Below are 15,828 nucleotides of genomic sequence, written 5' to 3'. Positions count from 1 at the left end.
CCTTTGCGGCCGGAGAAAAATCGTCGTCGGCCGGTGCGGCTCGGCGGGGGACGCGACGTCTTTGGATCGAGCGGGGAAGTGCATCGGCATCGGCCGGCGCTGTCCCCGGCGCGCCTTAGGATGGGAAACGACCCGATGTACCTCGATCTTGCCGATGACGGGCGTTTCGACGCTTTCGGGGGCAGGCATGCTGCGCGCGACATTGGCTGGACCGTGCTGATCCCGTTCTTCAACGAACGCGCGCTGCTTGCGGCGACCATCGCAAGCCTGGCTGCCCAAACGGAGCCGTTCACGCTGGTGCTGGTCGACAACGGATCGACCGACGGCAGCGGCGCCGTGGCCGAAGCTGCCTGTCGCGCCCATCAGCTCGATTACGTGCTGATCGCCGAACGCACGCCCGGCAAGGTCGCCGCACTCCGCAGCGGCCTGCGCTGGGTGCGAACGCGCTGGATCGCCACGTGCGATGCGGACACGCTGTATCCGCCCCACTATCTTGCCACCGCCCAGGCAATCCTGATGCAGCCGGGCCATGTTGTCGCCGGCGCCTATTCCGTGCCGGTCCATAGCAGCGAGCCCGCGCGCTTCGCTGAATCCGCCCGGTTCCTGCTCGCAACCCGGCTGTTGCCACACCGATGCCATGCACGGGGTGCTGGCCAGGCCTTTCGCACCCAGTCATTGCGCGAAGCCGGCGGGTTCGACACGCTGCGTTGGAACTTCGTGTTCGAGGATCACGAGGTGATCCATCGGATGCGGCGCAAGGGGCGGATCGGCTATTCGCGCGAGCTGTGGTGCATGCCCTCGCCGCGCGAGCAGGATCGCGCCTCGGTCGGCTGGACGCTGCTCGAACGGCTGCTCTACGCGGTGGCGGCGCCCATCGCTCCCGACTGGTTCTTCTATTCCTTCCTTGCGCGCCGGTTGCAGCGCCGTCGCCTGCTCAGCAACCGGATGCGCGAACGGCGCTACCACCAGAACGAAGGGCCTGCGCTTGTCTCGTCTCATCCTGTGCGCTGACGAATTTGCCCTTTCGCCCGAAATCAGCAGCACGATCGTAACCCTGGCCCAGGCGGGGAAGCTGAATGCTGTCAGCTGCATGGCGGGCATGCCGGGCTGGCGCGAGGAAGCCCGCCGTCTTGCCGACTTGCCCGCGCATGTCGAGGTGGGGCTGCACCTGACGCTGACCGGCGAAGCGCCGCTGACCACCATGCCGCGGTTCGCGCGGGACGGCGTGATGCCGAGCATCGCTCCGCTCGCGCGCGCCGCCAGCCGATGGCAGGTGCCGCTTGGCGAGTTGGTCAGCGAGATCGCGGCGCAGTTCGATGCCTTTGCCGAAGCGACCGGCGGGCCGCCCGCCTTTGTCGACGGGCGGCACGAGGCGCATGCCTTGCCCGGCATCCGCGATCTGGTACTGGCCGAAAGCGCCGCCCGCGCACCCGGCGCCTGGGTGCGCAACTGCGCCGATCGGCTGACGGCTATGCTCGGCCGGCCCTTCGCGGCCACAGCGCTTCGCAGCAGCTGGCGATTCCGCGGCCTGGGTGCGGCAGCGCGCGCGGCGGGGCTGCGCACCAATGACAGCTTTGCCGGCCAGTACGATTTTGCCGGCGATTATCGCAGCCTGTTCCCGAAGCTTCTGCGGCACCCCGGCGAAATGCACCTGGTGGCATGCCATCCCGGCGCCGGCACGCGCGCGGGCGACGGGATCGCCGCTGCGCGGATTGTCGAAGCACAAGCCTTGCAGGATCTTCCGATCGCCGACATGGCAGCCAAACAGGGTCTGGCATTCCCCGCCTGATCCGGTTCGGGATCGACGCATTGGTGGCAGACGGCGGCCTGAAGGCAGTGTTCCTCGCGCAGCGGCCGATGCTGCTGCGCCTGCTGGTCGCGCGCCTTGGCAACCGCGAGGATGCCGAAGACGCGCTGCAGGATATGTGGCTGCGGATCGATCAGCTCGCCTCCCGGCCGATCGCCCAGCCGGCGGCGTTCCTGTACCGTGTCGCTGCCAATTTGGCGACCGATCGACGAATCGCGACGGTCCGGCGCGGTGCCCGCGATGCCGGCTGGCTCGATGTGCAGTCCGGCGACGTGGACATGCCTGATCCGGAACGGGTGGCGGTGGCGCGCAGCGAGTGGCAGACGGTGGAACGCGCGATCGGCGATATGCCCGAACGCATGGCGACCGCGCTGCGCATGTTCCGCCTGGAGGAACGGCCCCAGCGCGAAATCGCCGGGCAACTTGGCATCAGCATCAGCGGCGTCGAAAAGCTGCTGCAGCGCGCCTATCGAAAAATTCACGATCGACTTGAGCCGGAGGATGCGGATCGGCCCGCAGCATGTCGTCAGGACAGGGAAAGGGGTGCAGACCGTGGAAGCTGATGCAACCGACACGATCGACGCCGCCATTGCCTGGCACCTGCGCCTGGCCGATGCCGACGAAGCCGTCTGGGCGGCGTTTATCGCCTGGCTGGAGGAATCACCCGCGCACGCGGCTGCCTATGATGGCGTGGCGGCGCAAGACCGGCTGATCGCCGCGGTCCCGTTTCCGGCGCCCGTGCCCCAGCGTGCGGAACCCGAGCCTGCCCGCCTGTCGTCGTGGCGCCGCTGGGTTTGGCCGGCGGGCGGGGCGGCCGCGGCGGCAGCCATCGCCGCGCTCGCTGTGCCGTCGTTGCTCCCGCAGCGCAGCGCCCCCTATCAGGTCGCCACGCGTGACGGCGAAAGGCGTGTCGTCACTCTCGGCGACGGCAGCCGCATCGAACTCAGCGGCGGCACGCGCCTCACGCTTGATCGCAACGATCCGCGCACGGCATCGCTGGAACGGGGCGAAGCGCTGTTCCATGTCCGCCATGACGATCTCCGACCCTTCACCGTGCAGGTCGGCGCTGTCGCGGTGCAGGATCTGGGCACGGTGTTTGATGTCACCCATGGCGATGGCCAGTTGAAGGTCGCCGTCGCCGAAGGAGCCGTGCGCATCCAGCCGCGCGGCGCTGCCGTCACGCTCGGCCCCGGCGACGCCCTTTCGGCCCGCGCCGACGGCACCGGCCTAGTGCAGATGCGGATCGCGCCGCAACAGGTCGGCGGTTGGCGGCGCGGGCAGCTCGGCTTCGAAGGGCAGCCCTTGCGCGAGGTTGCGGCGACGTTGAAACGCCTTTACGGGCTGAACATTGCCCTGGAGGGCAGTTTGTCCGAACGGCCATTTACTGGCCTGGTACGTTTTTCCGGCCAGGCAGACCGCGACGTACCGCATCTGGCCGAACTGATCGGGGCTTCGTGGCGGCGTGACGGTGGGGGTTGGATTCTGTCGGGCGATCAGCCAGCCGCGTTCTAGAATCGCGCTTGCGCTGGCGTTCGCGCCTGTGCTCTTCCCTGCCGCACCGGTGCTTGCCCAGCGCAGCGCGGTGTCGGTGCCGGCGACCACGCTCGACACCGCCTTGCGCATCCTCGCCCAGCAGATCGGGGCGGAAATCGTCAGCACCGAAGCCGGGCTTGCCGCGATCCGCACGCCGCAGTTGCAAGGGTCAATGCCCGCGGAAAAGGCGCTGGCGCAGCTGCTGCGCGGCACCGGCTTTCGCGCCCGGGCGATCCGCGGCGGCGGCTACCGCATCGTTCGCGTGCTTCCTGCGCGCGGCGGCGAGCCCAGCCGCCCCGCGCCGGCCCGTCCGGCCGCAGCCCAGCCGCCCCCGCCGCCACCCGCGGAGATCGTCGTCACGGCGAGCAAGCAGCGCATCGCGCTGCTGCGCTATCCCGGCAGCCTCACCGCCCTGCCCGGCACGCCGGGCTCTCCCGCGCTGCCGGCGGGCACGCTCAGTGACGCGGTGCATCAGGTACCGATCCTGCAGAGCACGCAGCTTGGCAATGGCCGCAACAAGGTGTTCATCCGCGGTATCGCCGACAGCAGCTTCAACGGCAGCACCCAGTCGCCTACCAGCATCTATCTGGACGATGTGCAGCTCAACTACTCCGGACCCGATCCCGGCCTGCGGCTGTACGACATGGCCGCGATCGAAGTGCTCGAAGGGCCGCAGGGCACGCTCTATGGCTCCGGGGCATTCGGCGGTGTGATCCGCCTGACCTCGAACCCGGTCGATTTGCACAATGTCGCCACCGCGGCAACGGCGGGCATGACGCAGACGCGCGGCGGCGCGGCCGGGTTCGATGCGGCAGGCATGATCAACCTCCCGCTCATGCGCGATGAAGCGGGGCTGCGCATTGTCGGCTACACGGTCCATGATGGCGGGTTCCTTCGCGACATCGATCGCGGCGCGCGGAACGTGAACCGCGCGAACACGATCGGCGGGCGCATCGCAGTGCGTGCCGATGCGGGCGGTGGCTGGCAGATCGATGCCAGCGGTGTCGGCCAGCGGATCGATGCGCGCGACGGCAATTATGCCGAGCGGATCGACGGACCGCTGACCCGCCGGACGCTAATCGCCCAACCCTTTACCAATCGCCTGTTGTTCGGCCGGCTGGTCGCCACCAAGGAATGGGATACCGGCCTGCGCTTCGTCTCCGCATCGGGCATCGTCGGATATGATACGCGCGAGACGTTCGACGCCACCGCCCGCACGCCGAGCGGGGCGATCATCGGCCACCCGGCGACCTACCGCGTCAATCACGACAAGCGCCTGCTCAGCCAGGAGGCGCGCGTGTCACGCTCGCTGCCCAACGGCAACAGCTGGGTGGCGGGATTCAGCCTGGTAAGTGATCGAGACATTCTGTCCCGCACCGTCCGCGTTCCGGACCGTGATGTCAGCATCATCGGCGTCACCAACGTGACCAATGCGGGCTCCGCCTTTGCCGAAGCGACGATCGCGTTCACCGGCCGCTTCGCCCTTACCGGCGGCGGCCGCATCACCGCCGCCCGTACGGACGGCAATCCTTCCGCCACGCCACGCTCGGCAAACTTCTTCAAGGGCCGTCTGGCTCGCCGCATCGATCCCACGCTCGCCGCGTCGTGGCAGCTGGGGCCTAGCTTGGCGCTGTTCGCCCGCCTCCAGAGCGGTTTCCGCACGGGCGGCCTTGCGGTGGCGCCGGGGCTCGGGCGCGTAGCGAACTACAAGTCGGATGCGATCCAGGTGGGCGAGATCGGCTTCCGCAAGCTCCGCTCGGGCGCCACCGGCATCGCCTGGTCAGGCAGCGTCTCGGTTGCCCGCTGGACCGACGTGCAGGCCGATTTGATCACGCGTGCCGGCCAGCCTTATACCGCCAATATTGGCGACGCCGATATTCGGGCGTTGGAAAGCGATCTCGACTGGATTCCACTCACCGGCCTTCGCCTGCAGGCCGCGTTCCTGCTCACCGACAATCAGGTGCGCGGCGCGCTGGCCGATTTGTCTAGGCGGAACAATCGCCGCCTCCCCGAAACGCCGCCGCTCGCCGTGCATACCGGCCTTTCCTATGCATGGCAGCACAGCGCGCTGCGCCCGCGGATCGGCCTGTCGGGCGATTATACCGGCCGCTCCGTGCTCGGCACAGGCGACTTTCTCGACGTGAGCCAGGGCCGCTTCTGGACTGCGGACGCGTTCGCCGCGATCACCTGGCGCAAGTTGGAAATCAGTGTCACGCTGGACAACATCACCGATCGGCGGGCCAATCAATTCGCCTTCGGCAACCCCTTCAGCCTGAGCGCGCGCGACCAGATTACGCCGCTGCGCCCGCGCAACGTGCGGGTCGGGATTACGACGGGCTGGTAACGCCCGCCGCAGCCAGCGGAAAGCGCAGCGTGAAGCAGGTGCCCTTGCCTGGCTGGCTCTCCACGCCCAGCGTGCCCTGGTGCACCTCCATGATCCTCCGAACGATCGAAAGGCCCAGCCCCGCACCATCCGAACGGCGGCGGTCGGCGCGCCAATAGCGCTGCAGGGCCTGTTCGGGGTCAGACGCGGCGATACCCGGCCCGTCGTCGCGCACTGCGATGCTGCCGTCCTCCGCCACGATCACGCGAACTGTCGTGCCTGCCGGCGTGTGCCGCCCGGCATTGCCGATCAGATTGGCCAGCGCGAGCCCGGCGAGCACTCGGTCCCCCCGGATCCGCACCGGCCGCGCCGGCGGCTCGAGTGCGATCGTTTGCCCTCCGTCGAAAATGGCGGGTGCCTGCTCGGCGACCGCCGATCGCGCCAGATCAGCGGCATCGAACGTCACGAACTGGTCGCTCGCCACGCCCTCTAGAGTTGCTAGATCCTGTAGCTGGGCGACGACGTGCGCCAGCCGATCCGCCGATTCGCGCAGCCGCCCCCGCACCGCAGGGTCGGTCACCGCATCCAGTTCCAGCCGGTGCGCGGCAAGCGGCGTGCGCAGTTCGTGCGCGACGTTAGCGACGAATTCGGCTTGGTTGCGAAAGCTGGCCTGCAGCCGCGCCAGCAGGTCGTTGGTCGCCCGCGCCAGCGGCACGACTTCTAGCGGCAGGCCTCGTTCTTCCAGACGCGCGTCCAGCGTCTGCGCACCGATTGTCTCCGCCCGTTGCGACGCCGCGCGAACCGCGATCACGAGCCGGGTGATCAACAGGCTGTTGATCAACGGCAGCAGCAGCAGCACCGCGATCAGCACCGGATCGAACCGCTTGACGAAGGCGTGCATCACATCGTCCAGGATCGCACCGGGCCCGGCCTGGTCCTGCGTCACGATTACCCACAGCCGCTGGCGGCCTAACTTCACTGGTTCGCTGATGCCGACGAACGCGTCCGCGCGGAAGCCGGCGCTGCGATCGGCACGCGGCGCTCCCTGCCAAGGCAACTGCTCCAAATCCGGGCTGGCGGCGACCACGCGATCTGCGCCATCGACGACTACGAAGGCGCGCCCGTCGTAGGGGGAGGCATAGATACGGGCGAGTTCGTGCGGCAGCTGCAGCACCGTCCGGCTGCCGTACGCCCGCAGGTTGGCGGCGATCGCGGAGGCCTGATGCGTCAGGCTCTCGTGCTGGATCCGGTGCGCCTCGCTTTTCAGGAACCAAGTCAGCAGCATCGGCAGCACCGCCGCGACGATCACGATGGCGCCCAGCTCGAGCAGCAGGATGCGCGCTATCAGCGAGCGCGGCCACAGCTTCATGCCGGCGCAAGTCCCGCCGCCGGATCGGCCACCGCACGGATCATATATCCCACGCCGCGCACCGTTTCGATCCGCACCGTCGCACCCGCCGCGTCGAGCTTACGGCGCAGCCGGTGCGCCTGCACCTCCAGCGCATTGGAGCCGACCGGCTCGGTCAGCCCGTAAAGCTGGTCCTCGGCAAGCTGCTTGCTGACAACCTGTCCCGCGCGCCGCAACAGCAGCGCCGCGAATTGGCGCTCCCGGGCGGTCAGCACCACCGGCAGCTCGCCTACCACCAGATCGCCGGTAACGGTGTCGAACCGCAAATTGCCGATTCGCAATTCGGTGGCGACCAGCTGCCCCTGGCGGCGAAGCACCGCGTGCAGCCGGGCGACCAGTTCCTCGATATCAAACGGCTTTACCAGATAGTCGTCCGCCCCCGCGTTCAGCCCAGCGACTCGCGCATCGAGCGCGCTGCGGGCGGTGATCGCTAGCACGGGAGTGGCCTGCTGCTGCCCGCGCATCCACCGGATCAGCGACAGGCCGTCGCCATCGGGAAGGCCAAGGTCGAGCAGCACCGCCGCATAGTGCGCCGTCCCGATCATCTGACGGGCATCCTCGATCGAGCCCGCCAAATCGCTGTGGATGCCCCGCCCGCGCAGAGCCTCGGCCAGCGCCGTAGCCAGCGCGGGTTCGTCTTCCACCATCAACAGGCGCACGATGCTGCCATTCTGAAAGCTCCCCGTAAGCCGAACCCTCTAATGCCGCGCCGCACCATGAACGGCAATGCGCTCGCACTGTCCGGAAACAGGATCGCAGAAGGGACAAACGTGTCTGGAAACATCGCGGAACACACGGAACTGCCCGCCACCCCCCGCCTCCTCCCGCGGGCCCAGCTGCTGCTGCTCGCGGCGATCGTGGCCGCGGTAATCGTGATCGGGATTGCCGTGTTGAGTGTACAGGCGATGCTGGCGCCCAAGCCGGTGCCCGAAGCCAAGCTGCCCCCCGGCAGCTTCCGCCCTTCCGCAGAGCAGCTCGGCCAGATGGGTTTCGCCGTTGCTCGCGCCGGCGCAAATGCGGAGCTGGTGCGCGCCAGCGGATCGATCCTGCCCGATGGTGATCACAGCACCCCCATCATATTGCCCTTTACGGGCCAGGTTCTGCAGGTTCTCGTCGAAGCCGGCCAGCGCGTGACGCGCGGCCAACCGCTGCTGCGTCTCGCCTCGCCCGATCTGGTTGATGCCCGGAACGCGCTGCGCAACGCGGCCGCTCAGCGCGCCAGCGCGGAAGAAGCGCTGAATCTCGCCCGCGCGAACCTCGCTCGGCAAAAGGCAATCACCGAAACCGCCGGCGGCGCGATGAAGGACTATCTTCAGGCGCAAGCTGATTTCGTCGCCGCCCAATCCGCCGCGCGCCAGGCCGAATCGGCTCTACGTGCCGCGCAGGATCGCCTCGCGCTCTTCGGCAACGCCGGCGGCAGCGGCACGTCGGCTACGATCACCTATCCGTCGCCGGTTTCCGGGATCGTCGCAGACCGCGCGGTCGCTCCCGGCCAGTATCTCGGCACCGGCACAACCAACCCGGTGATGACGATCACCGATCCTGCGCGTGTGTGGCTCGTCGCACAGTTGCCCGAAGGTGAGGCAGCCGCCATCCGGCTCGGCGACCAGGTGACGGTCACCACGCCGGCGCTGCCCGGCCGCAGCTTCTCGGCCACCATCGATAATGTCGCCGCCGGACTGGACCCCGTCACGCATCGCCTGCCGGTGCGCGCGAGCATCGCCAATCCTGATGGTGCGCTGAAGCCGCAGATGTTCGCTGCCTTCACCATTCGACAGCCGATCGGCAGCGGGGCTCCGGGCGTGCTCGTGCCCGCCGTCGCGGTGATACATGAAGGCGATAGCGCGCGCATATGGGTGCGCGACGCGAGCGGCCTGCTGATCGGGCGGCCCGTGACCATCGGGGAGACCGAGGCTGGCTTCACCCGCGTGCTGAGCGGCCTGAAGCCGGGAGAACAGGTCGTCACCCATGGCGCGCTGTTCGTTAACGAGGCGGGCATCGATCAATGAACAAGCTTGTGGAACTGGCGCTGCGCCAGCGTATGCTCGTGCTCACCCTGCTGATCGGCATGATCGCGGCGGGCGTGCTCGGCTTCCTCAATCTCAATATCGAGGCCTATCCCGATCCGGTGCCGCCGATGGTGGAGTTGGTGACGCAGAGCGACGGCATCTCCGCCGAGGAGATGGAGCGCAACGTCACCACGCCGATCGAAGTGGCGATCGCCGGCCTGCCCCACCTCACGGCGGTGCGCTCAATCTCGCTGTTCGGCCTGTCGGACGTGCGGATCCAGTTCAGCTATGACGTGACGCACGAACAGGCGCAGCAGATGGTGCTCGGCCGCCTGTCGCAGCTCGGCACCCTGCCCAACAATGCCCAACCGCTCATCTCGCCGACCAGCCCAATCGGCGAAATCTATCGTTATCGCCTCACCGGCCCCAGCGGCTATTCGGTGATGGACCTGAAGACCATTCAGGATTGGGTGCTGCAGCGCCGGTTCAAGCGGATCCCCGGCGTGATCGACGTGACCGGCTGGGGCGGCAAGCTGCGCTCCTACGAGGTCCGCCTTGATCGCGACAAGCTGCTCGCACAGGGCGTCACCGTGCCGCAGGTGCTAACGGCAATCGGCAAGAGCGATGCCAATGTCGGCGGGCAGACGGTAAATTTCGGCGAACAGGCGGCGATCGTCCGCGGCGTGGGGTTGATCCAGTCGGTCGATGCCATTCGGAACGTGCTGGTCGGCACCGCAGGCGGGTCGCCGGTCCTGCTGCGCGACGTCGGCACCGTGGGCATCGGCAACCTGCCACGCCTGGGCATCGCTGGCGAAGGCCAGGATAACGATGTGGTAATGGGCATCGTGCTGATGCAGCGCGGCGCCCAATCGCTGCCGACGATCAACCGCGTCAAGGAAGAGATCGAGACGATCAACGCCAGCGGCGTCCTGCCGCCCGGCGTGAAGATCGAGCGGATCTATGATCGCTCCGATCTGATCGCCGTCACCACCCGCACGGTGATGCACAATCTGTTCGAGGGCGTGCTGCTGATCTTCATCCTGCAATGGCTGTTCCTCGGCAATCTGCGCAGCGCGCTGATCGTCGCGATCACCATTCCGTTCGCGCTCTCGGTCGCGGTGCTGATCCTGGTGATCCAGGGCGAATCGGCCAATCTGCTGTCGCTCGGCGCGCTCGATTTCGGCCTGGTCGTCGACGCGGCGGTGATCATGGTGGAAGCGGTGTATCGAAGGCTGGCGGAGCGATCGCATGCGATCTCCGAAGGGCGGATCCATGCGACGCCGGCCAACCGCTTCTCGGCAATCCTGCACGCCTCCAGCGACGTCAGCCGCGGCATCTTCTTCGCCGCCGCGATCATCATCGCCAGCTTCCTCCCGCTGTTCACGCTGACCGGCGTCGAAGGGCACATCTTTGGTCCGATGGCGAAGACCTATGCCTATGCCATTGCCGGCGGCCTGCTGGCGGCGTTCACCGTCTCGCCGGTGCTGTCGGCGCTCCTGCTGCCGGACAAGCTGCGTGAAGTGGATACCTGGGTGGTCCGCCAGATCCGCCGGGTGCTGGAGCCGGCGATCGCCTTTGCCGTCACCAATCGCCTGCTCACCTTCGGCTTGGCTGCCCTGCTGGTGCTCGGCGCGTTCGGCACGGTGCGCGTGCTCGGCGTCGAGTTCCTGCCGCATCTGGAGGAGGGCAATCTCTACATCCGCGCGACGTTGCCGGCTTCTATTTCGCTTGAGGGAGGTAAGCCTATCGTCAACGGCATCCGCAAGATCATCGCAGCCTATCCCGAAGTGGATCGCGTGACCTCAACCCATGGTCGCCCGGACGACGGCACCGATCCCACCGGCTTCTTCAACGCGGAATTCTACACGCCGCTGAAGCCTGCCGAAGATTGGCCGGCGGGGATGACGAAGGAAAAGCTGACGGCGGAGCTGCAGGCCAAGCTGCAGGCGCGCTATCCCGGCGTCGAGTTCGAATTCTCGCAATATATCGAGGACGGCGTGGAAGAAGCATCGTCCGGCGTGAAGAGCGCGAACTCGCTGAAGATCTATGGAGCCGATCTTGCCACGCTCGAGACGATCGCCAACCAGATCAAGGCGCAGATGGCGAAGGTGCGGGGAATCACCGACCTCGGCATTTCCGATTCGCTGGGCCAGCCGACCGTGCGGATCGATATCGATCGGGCCGCGGCCGCACGCTATGGACTGACGCCCGACGACATCAACGCCACCGTTTCCTCTGCGATCGGTGGCCAGTCGAGCGGCGACCTGTACGAGAAGTCGACGGATCGGCATTTCCCGATCACCGTCCGCCTGGATGCCACCCAGCGAGGAGACGTGGAGGCGATCCGACGCATCCCGATCGGTGCGCCCGCACCCACCGGAAACGGCCTGATCCAGGTGCCGCTGTCCGAAGTGGCGCAGGTGCACCTCACCACCGGCGCATCGTTCATCTATCGCGAGCACCAGGAACGCTACATGCCGATCAAGTTCAGCGTGCGCGGACGCGACCTGGGCGGCGCGATCGACGAGGCAAAGGCCCGCATCGCCAAGAACGTGCAGCTGCCGCCCGGCTATCACCTGGAATGGGCGGGCGAGCTCGGCAACCTGACCAGCGCGGTGGCACGGCTGGAAGTGGTGGTGCCGATCAGCCTGGCGCTGATCCTGGTGCTGCTGTTCGCCAATTTCGGCTCCGTTCGCGACACGCTGCTCGCCTTCAGCGTGATTCCAATGGCGATGGTGGGCGGCGTGCTGGCGCTGGCGCTGACCGGAACGCCGTTCAGCATCTCCGCGGCGATCGGCTTCGTCGCGCTGTTCGGCATCGCCGTGATGGACGGCATCCTCGTTGTCAGCACCTTCAACCAGAATGTGAACGAAGACAGGGACCATGACGCAGCCATGGCACTGACGGTGCGGCACAGCCTGCGGCCGGTGATCATGACCTGCCTCGCCGCCGCCATCGGCCTGCTGCCCGCGGCGCTTTCCAACGGGATCGGCAGCCAGGTGCAGAAGCCGCTGGCCCTGGTGGTGGTAGGCGGCATGTCGCTGGCGCCGCTGTTGATCCTGCTGGTGCTGCCGCCGCTGATCCTCCACTTCTCGCGCCATCGCGGCGCCCATGGCCATACCGTTCGCCGGCACCATGCCGACGGCACTCCGATGGAGCAGGCATGATGCGCCCGCAGTCCTTTCTCCCGCTCGCCCTGCTCGCCGGCTGCACCGCCGGGCCGCACAATCTGGCCAATCCGGTGCCGCTGCCGCCCGCCCGGGCAGAAGCGACGATCACCCCCCAAAGCGGGACACCGCAGCAGCTGGTCGGCGGACCGGCACAGCTGCCGAACTGGTGGCAGAGCTTCGGCAGCGCGAGGCTCGATGCGCTGGTCGCCCGAGCGCTAGCCCATAATAACGATCTCGCCTCCGCCGAAGCCAATCTGCGCCAGGCGCAGGAACTGGCGCGCGCGGCGCAGGGCAGCACCGGCCCGCAGATCGACGCCGGCTATCAGGCGCAGCGCACCCGGATCTCGCGCACGCTTTCCGGTCCGCTCGCGGACGAAGACGTCAGCTTGTACACGCTGCATACCGCGCAGCTCACCGTCGCCTATCCGGTCGATCTGTTCGGCGCGGGCCGCAACAAGGTGCGTTCGGCGCGCGCCGCGGTGGAGGTGGCCGCGCACCGGCTGCACGCGGCGCAGGCCAGCGCCATCGCCAATCTGGTGCTGGCGGTGATCCAGCACGCCGCCTTGGCGGCGCAGATCGACGCGACCCAGACGGCGATCCACGACAACCGCGATCTGGTAGCGCTGCTCGCCCGGCGGCGGGCATTGGGCGATGTCGGCGAAGCCGATGTCGGCGCCCAGCAGACCGCGCTGGCGACGATCGAGGCTACCCTGCCGCCGCTGGAGCGCCAGTTGCAGCACCAGGCCGGCCTGATCGCGACGCTGACCGGCGACGCCCCCGGTACCGCAGTCGAGCTTCCGGACCTGGCCGATCTTCGGCTGCCCACAACACTGCCGATCGCGTTGCCGGCAGAGATCGTCGCCAACCGGCCCGACCTGCGCGCCGCCGAGGCGCAGGTGAAAGGCGCGGCCGCCGATGTCGGCGCGGCGATCGCCGCCCGGTTGCCGTCGATCACGCTCACCGGCAATGCAGGCGGATCGGCGACGAAGTTCCTCGACATGTTCGCAACCGGCAATCCGTTCTTCTCGCTCATCGGCGGCATCACCCAGCCGATCTTCCATGCCGGCCAGCTGAAGCACCAGCAGCGGGCATCCGAGGCGGCACTGGATGTCGCCAAGGCGCAGTACCGCGCCACCGCATTGCAGGCATTTCTCGATGTGGACGATGCCATTGCCGGCCTGCGCAGCGATGCGGAGGCGCTCGACGCCGCAGCCCGCGCCGATGCCGCCGCGAGCCGGACACTGACGCTGACCCGCCGTCAGGTCGAACTGGGTGCGCTCGGCACGCTACAGCTGCTCAACGCCTCCTCGGCGGCGGCGCAAAGTGCAGTGCAACTCGTCCAGGCGAGGGCGGCGCGGCTGAGCGACAGCGTGGCATTGTACCTCGCATCGGGCAGCACGCCCGCGGATCTGGCGACCGCGCGCTGACCTGGATCAGCGCGCGGCAGCGTCGAAGCGGAAGCTGACCGCGACCGCATCGGCAATGGTCGCAGCATCGCTCCACTGCCCCTTGCCGACACCGAAGGCCAGGCGCTTCACCGTCGCCGATCCGCTGGCGCGCGCACGATCGCCATCGATCACCAGCGTGAAGCGTACCGGCACCGGCAGGCTGACGCCGGCCAGCGCCAGCGTTCCATCGGCGACATAGCCCGTCCCCTGCTTGCGGATGCGCGACGCGGTGAAGGTGGCGCGGGGATGCGCCGCCACTCCGAAAAAGTCATCGCCGCGCAGCGTATCGTCGCGCTCCGAATCGCCGGTGACAGCCGAGGCCAGATCGATGTTCACGGCAATCCGCGAGTTCGGCAGGTCTTCCGGGCTGAACTGGATATCGGCCGTCCACCGCGTGAAGCGGCCGTTGATCGCTTCGCCGCTATAGTCCGTGCGGAACCCCAACGTTCCGCCGGGCAGCACGCGCCAGCGCCGCACCGCCGTGCCGGGGACCGTTGGCGTGGGCGCAGGCGCAACGCTGGGCGACGGCGACGGCGACGGCGACGGCGAGGGCGATGACGGCAAGAGCGTGGGAGCGGCATCCGGTGTCGCCGCTGCGTCCGGAGAGGGGCTGGCGACCACGGGCGGCGCTTCGGCAGCACCGGCGCCGCGATAGCTGGCCGAGCCGGCGAAGAACGCCGTGGCGCATGCTGCCAGCGCCGCGACCACGGCCACCGATAGCACAGGACGACGCGCCAGCGCGGCGGGCATCATCCGCCCGATCAGATCGTCGCGCAGCAGATGGTGGCGGAGCGCCCCCGCGACGTGCAGCGCGAAAAGCCCGGCGAGCAGCCAGCCGATCAGGCCGTGAATCACCTCTGCCGGCGCGTGCATCCCCATGGCGGCCGGCAGGTGCGGCAGCGGAATCAACCCGAACAGCAACGTCGGCAGCTTTACCCGCGCCGTGGAAACGAGGATCCAGCCCGAGATCGGCCCGACGATCATGATGCCATACAGCAGGACATGCACCGCGCTGGCCAGGGCACGCACCGCCGGGCTGCCTTCCGCCGCCGCCGGGCGCTGCACCGTGAGCCGCACCGCCAGCCGGGCGAGCGACAGCACCAGGATCAGGATGCCCACCGATTTGTGGAACTGGAACGCGGCGAACCGGGTGGAGCGGGGCAGGTCCTCCAGCGCCCAGCCGAGGCCGAGCTGGAACAGCAGCAACAGGGCGAGTGCCCAATGCAGCGCGATCGCTGCGGTGCTATAGCGTTCCGGGCGCATTTCCACGAACCTCCCCACAGATACGGCGCCTCCCGGACAGGCCGTCCGGGCCCCCGGCAATCATGCCGGGGCCGTAACAGGAGGACAGTGCACAAGGGCCCGAAGTTCGGCAAGGGGCATGGCGCCGCGTGCCGACAGGCTACGCACCCGCGGAGGAAGCCCGGCCGGACTCAGCGCTTCTTTTCGGCCTGGATCGCAGCCTGCGGGTCGCGCGAGGGTGCGCCTTCGGCCGGCGTCGCCTGGCTGACGTTCACCGAAACATCCGCCCCTTCCACGGCGCCGTTGCTCTGTACCCCGGCATTGTCGGCCTGCTCGCCGGCGGCAGGGGCAGCCGGAAGCGGCAGGTTCGAACCCTGCTTGTTGAGATACAGGATCACGTCAGCGCGCAGCTGCGGGTCCGAAATGCCGGCAAAGGTCATCTTGGTACCCGGCGCGAACTTGCGCGGATTGGCCAGCCAGGCATCCATCTTTTCCAGATCCCAGGTGCCGCCCACGCCCTTCAGCGCGTCCGAGAAGGCGAAGCCGCCCTTGCCCTGGGCAATCGGCTCGCCCAGCGTGGCATAGAGATTGGGGCCGATGCCGTTCGCGCCACCCTGGGTGATGGTGTGGCACGAGGCGCACTGCTTGAACCCGGATTCGCCCTTGGCGGCATCGCCGCTCGCCAGGCGGACCGGCAAGGGTGCCGCCGCAGCGGCGCCACCGCCGCCTTCTTCCACTGCCTCGACATAATAACCGGGCTTCTCGGGCGCTTCAGAATGGAAGATCTTCGCGCTAACGATCGAAAGTCCCAGGGCCGCAATGCCCCCCGCCAACGCCCAACCTGCGATCGTATTGAAGCGATCTTGCATTATCCGCTCCCGCCTGTGC

At 68.1% G+C, this 15,828-nt stretch carries 12 protein-coding genes; 8 read left to right on the top strand and 4 right to left on the bottom strand.

Annotation, left to right across the window (positions count from 1 at the left end; genetic code table 11):
• The first annotated feature begins 135 nt into the window (after positions 1–135).
• From B215_RS0103920 to B215_RS0103900, 5 genes are read left to right on the top strand one after another with little or no spacing between them, the layout of a single operon-like run.
• Positions 136–1,011, top strand: coding sequence for a glycosyltransferase family 2 protein (locus B215_RS0103920; RefSeq protein WP_082664397.1), 876 nt, complete (start codon positions 136–138; stop codon positions 1,009–1,011).
• A complete protein-coding gene (locus B215_RS0103915; protein WP_019368319.1) occupies positions 986–1,789 on the top strand; it encodes a ChbG/HpnK family deacetylase in 804 nt (267 codons plus the stop codon). Before B215_RS0103920 ends, B215_RS0103915 begins: the two co-directional genes overlap by 26 nt.
• 23 nt (positions 1,790–1,812) lie before the next feature.
• On the top strand, positions 1,813–2,370 hold the full coding sequence (locus tag B215_RS0103910; RefSeq protein ID WP_037513022.1) for an RNA polymerase sigma factor: 558 nt from the start codon (positions 1,813–1,815) through the stop codon (positions 2,368–2,370).
• Positions 2,360–3,319: a FecR family protein gene (locus tag B215_RS0103905; RefSeq protein WP_037513019.1), complete on the top strand. Its 960-nt coding sequence runs from the start codon at positions 2,360–2,362 to the stop codon at positions 3,317–3,319. Before B215_RS0103910 ends, B215_RS0103905 begins: the two co-directional genes overlap by 11 nt.
• A 28-nt stretch (positions 3,320–3,347) precedes the next feature.
• Complete coding sequence (locus B215_RS0103900) at positions 3,348–5,684, top strand: TonB-dependent receptor domain-containing protein (protein WP_019368316.1); 2,337 nt, start codon at positions 3,348–3,350, stop codon at positions 5,682–5,684.
• On the opposite strand, the gene B215_RS0103895 is transcribed toward B215_RS0103900, so the two are convergent.
• Together B215_RS0103895 and B215_RS0103890 are read right to left on the bottom strand one after the other, a co-directional pair.
• Positions 5,668–7,032 (bottom strand): sensor histidine kinase, encoded by a 1,365-nt coding sequence (locus B215_RS0103895; RefSeq protein WP_019368315.1) that lies wholly within the window; start codon positions 7,030–7,032, stop codon positions 5,668–5,670. The genes B215_RS0103900 and B215_RS0103895 overlap by 17 nt on opposite strands.
• Positions 7,029–7,730, bottom strand: a complete 702-nt coding sequence (locus tag B215_RS0103890) for a response regulator (protein ID WP_026008914.1) — start codon at positions 7,728–7,730, stop codon at positions 7,029–7,031. The genes B215_RS0103895 and B215_RS0103890 overlap by 4 nt, the downstream gene beginning before the upstream one ends.
• A gap of 111 nt (positions 7,731–7,841) precedes the next feature.
• Between B215_RS0103890 and B215_RS0103885 the strand changes: the two genes are divergently transcribed.
• From B215_RS0103885 to B215_RS0103875, 3 genes are read left to right on the top strand one after another with little or no spacing between them, the layout of a single operon-like run.
• A complete protein-coding gene (locus B215_RS0103885; protein ID WP_236704393.1) occupies positions 7,842–9,080 on the top strand; it encodes an efflux RND transporter periplasmic adaptor subunit in 1,239 nt (412 codons plus the stop codon).
• Positions 9,077–12,247: an efflux RND transporter permease subunit gene (locus B215_RS0103880; RefSeq protein WP_019368312.1), complete on the top strand. Its 3,171-nt coding sequence runs from the start codon at positions 9,077–9,079 to the stop codon at positions 12,245–12,247. Before B215_RS0103885 ends, B215_RS0103880 begins: the two co-directional genes overlap by 4 nt.
• Entirely contained in the window at positions 12,244–13,677 is a 1,434-nt protein-coding gene (locus B215_RS0103875) for an efflux transporter outer membrane subunit (protein WP_019368311.1), read from the top strand. The genes B215_RS0103880 and B215_RS0103875 overlap by 4 nt, the downstream gene beginning before the upstream one ends.
• Before the next feature lie 6 nt (positions 13,678–13,683).
• On the opposite strand, the gene B215_RS0103870 is transcribed toward B215_RS0103875, so the two are convergent.
• Together B215_RS0103870 and B215_RS0103865 are read right to left on the bottom strand one after the other, a co-directional pair.
• On the bottom strand, positions 13,684–14,961 hold the full coding sequence (locus B215_RS0103870) for a YceI family protein (protein ID WP_019368310.1): 1,278 nt from the start codon (positions 14,959–14,961) through the stop codon (positions 13,684–13,686).
• Between the two features lie 170 nt (positions 14,962–15,131).
• Positions 15,132–15,809, bottom strand: coding sequence for a c-type cytochrome (locus B215_RS0103865; RefSeq protein WP_019368309.1), 678 nt, complete (start codon positions 15,807–15,809; stop codon positions 15,132–15,134).
• Positions 15,810–15,828 lie beyond the last annotated feature (19 nt).

It is taken from the genome of Sphingomonas sp. ATCC 31555 (genome assembly GCF_000282895.1).
In the GTDB taxonomy this organism is placed as follows: Bacteria; Pseudomonadota; Alphaproteobacteria; order Sphingomonadales; family Sphingomonadaceae; genus Sphingomonas.
Note: the sequence above shows the minus strand (reverse complement) of the source record. Positions and strands in the feature narration are given on the sequence as shown.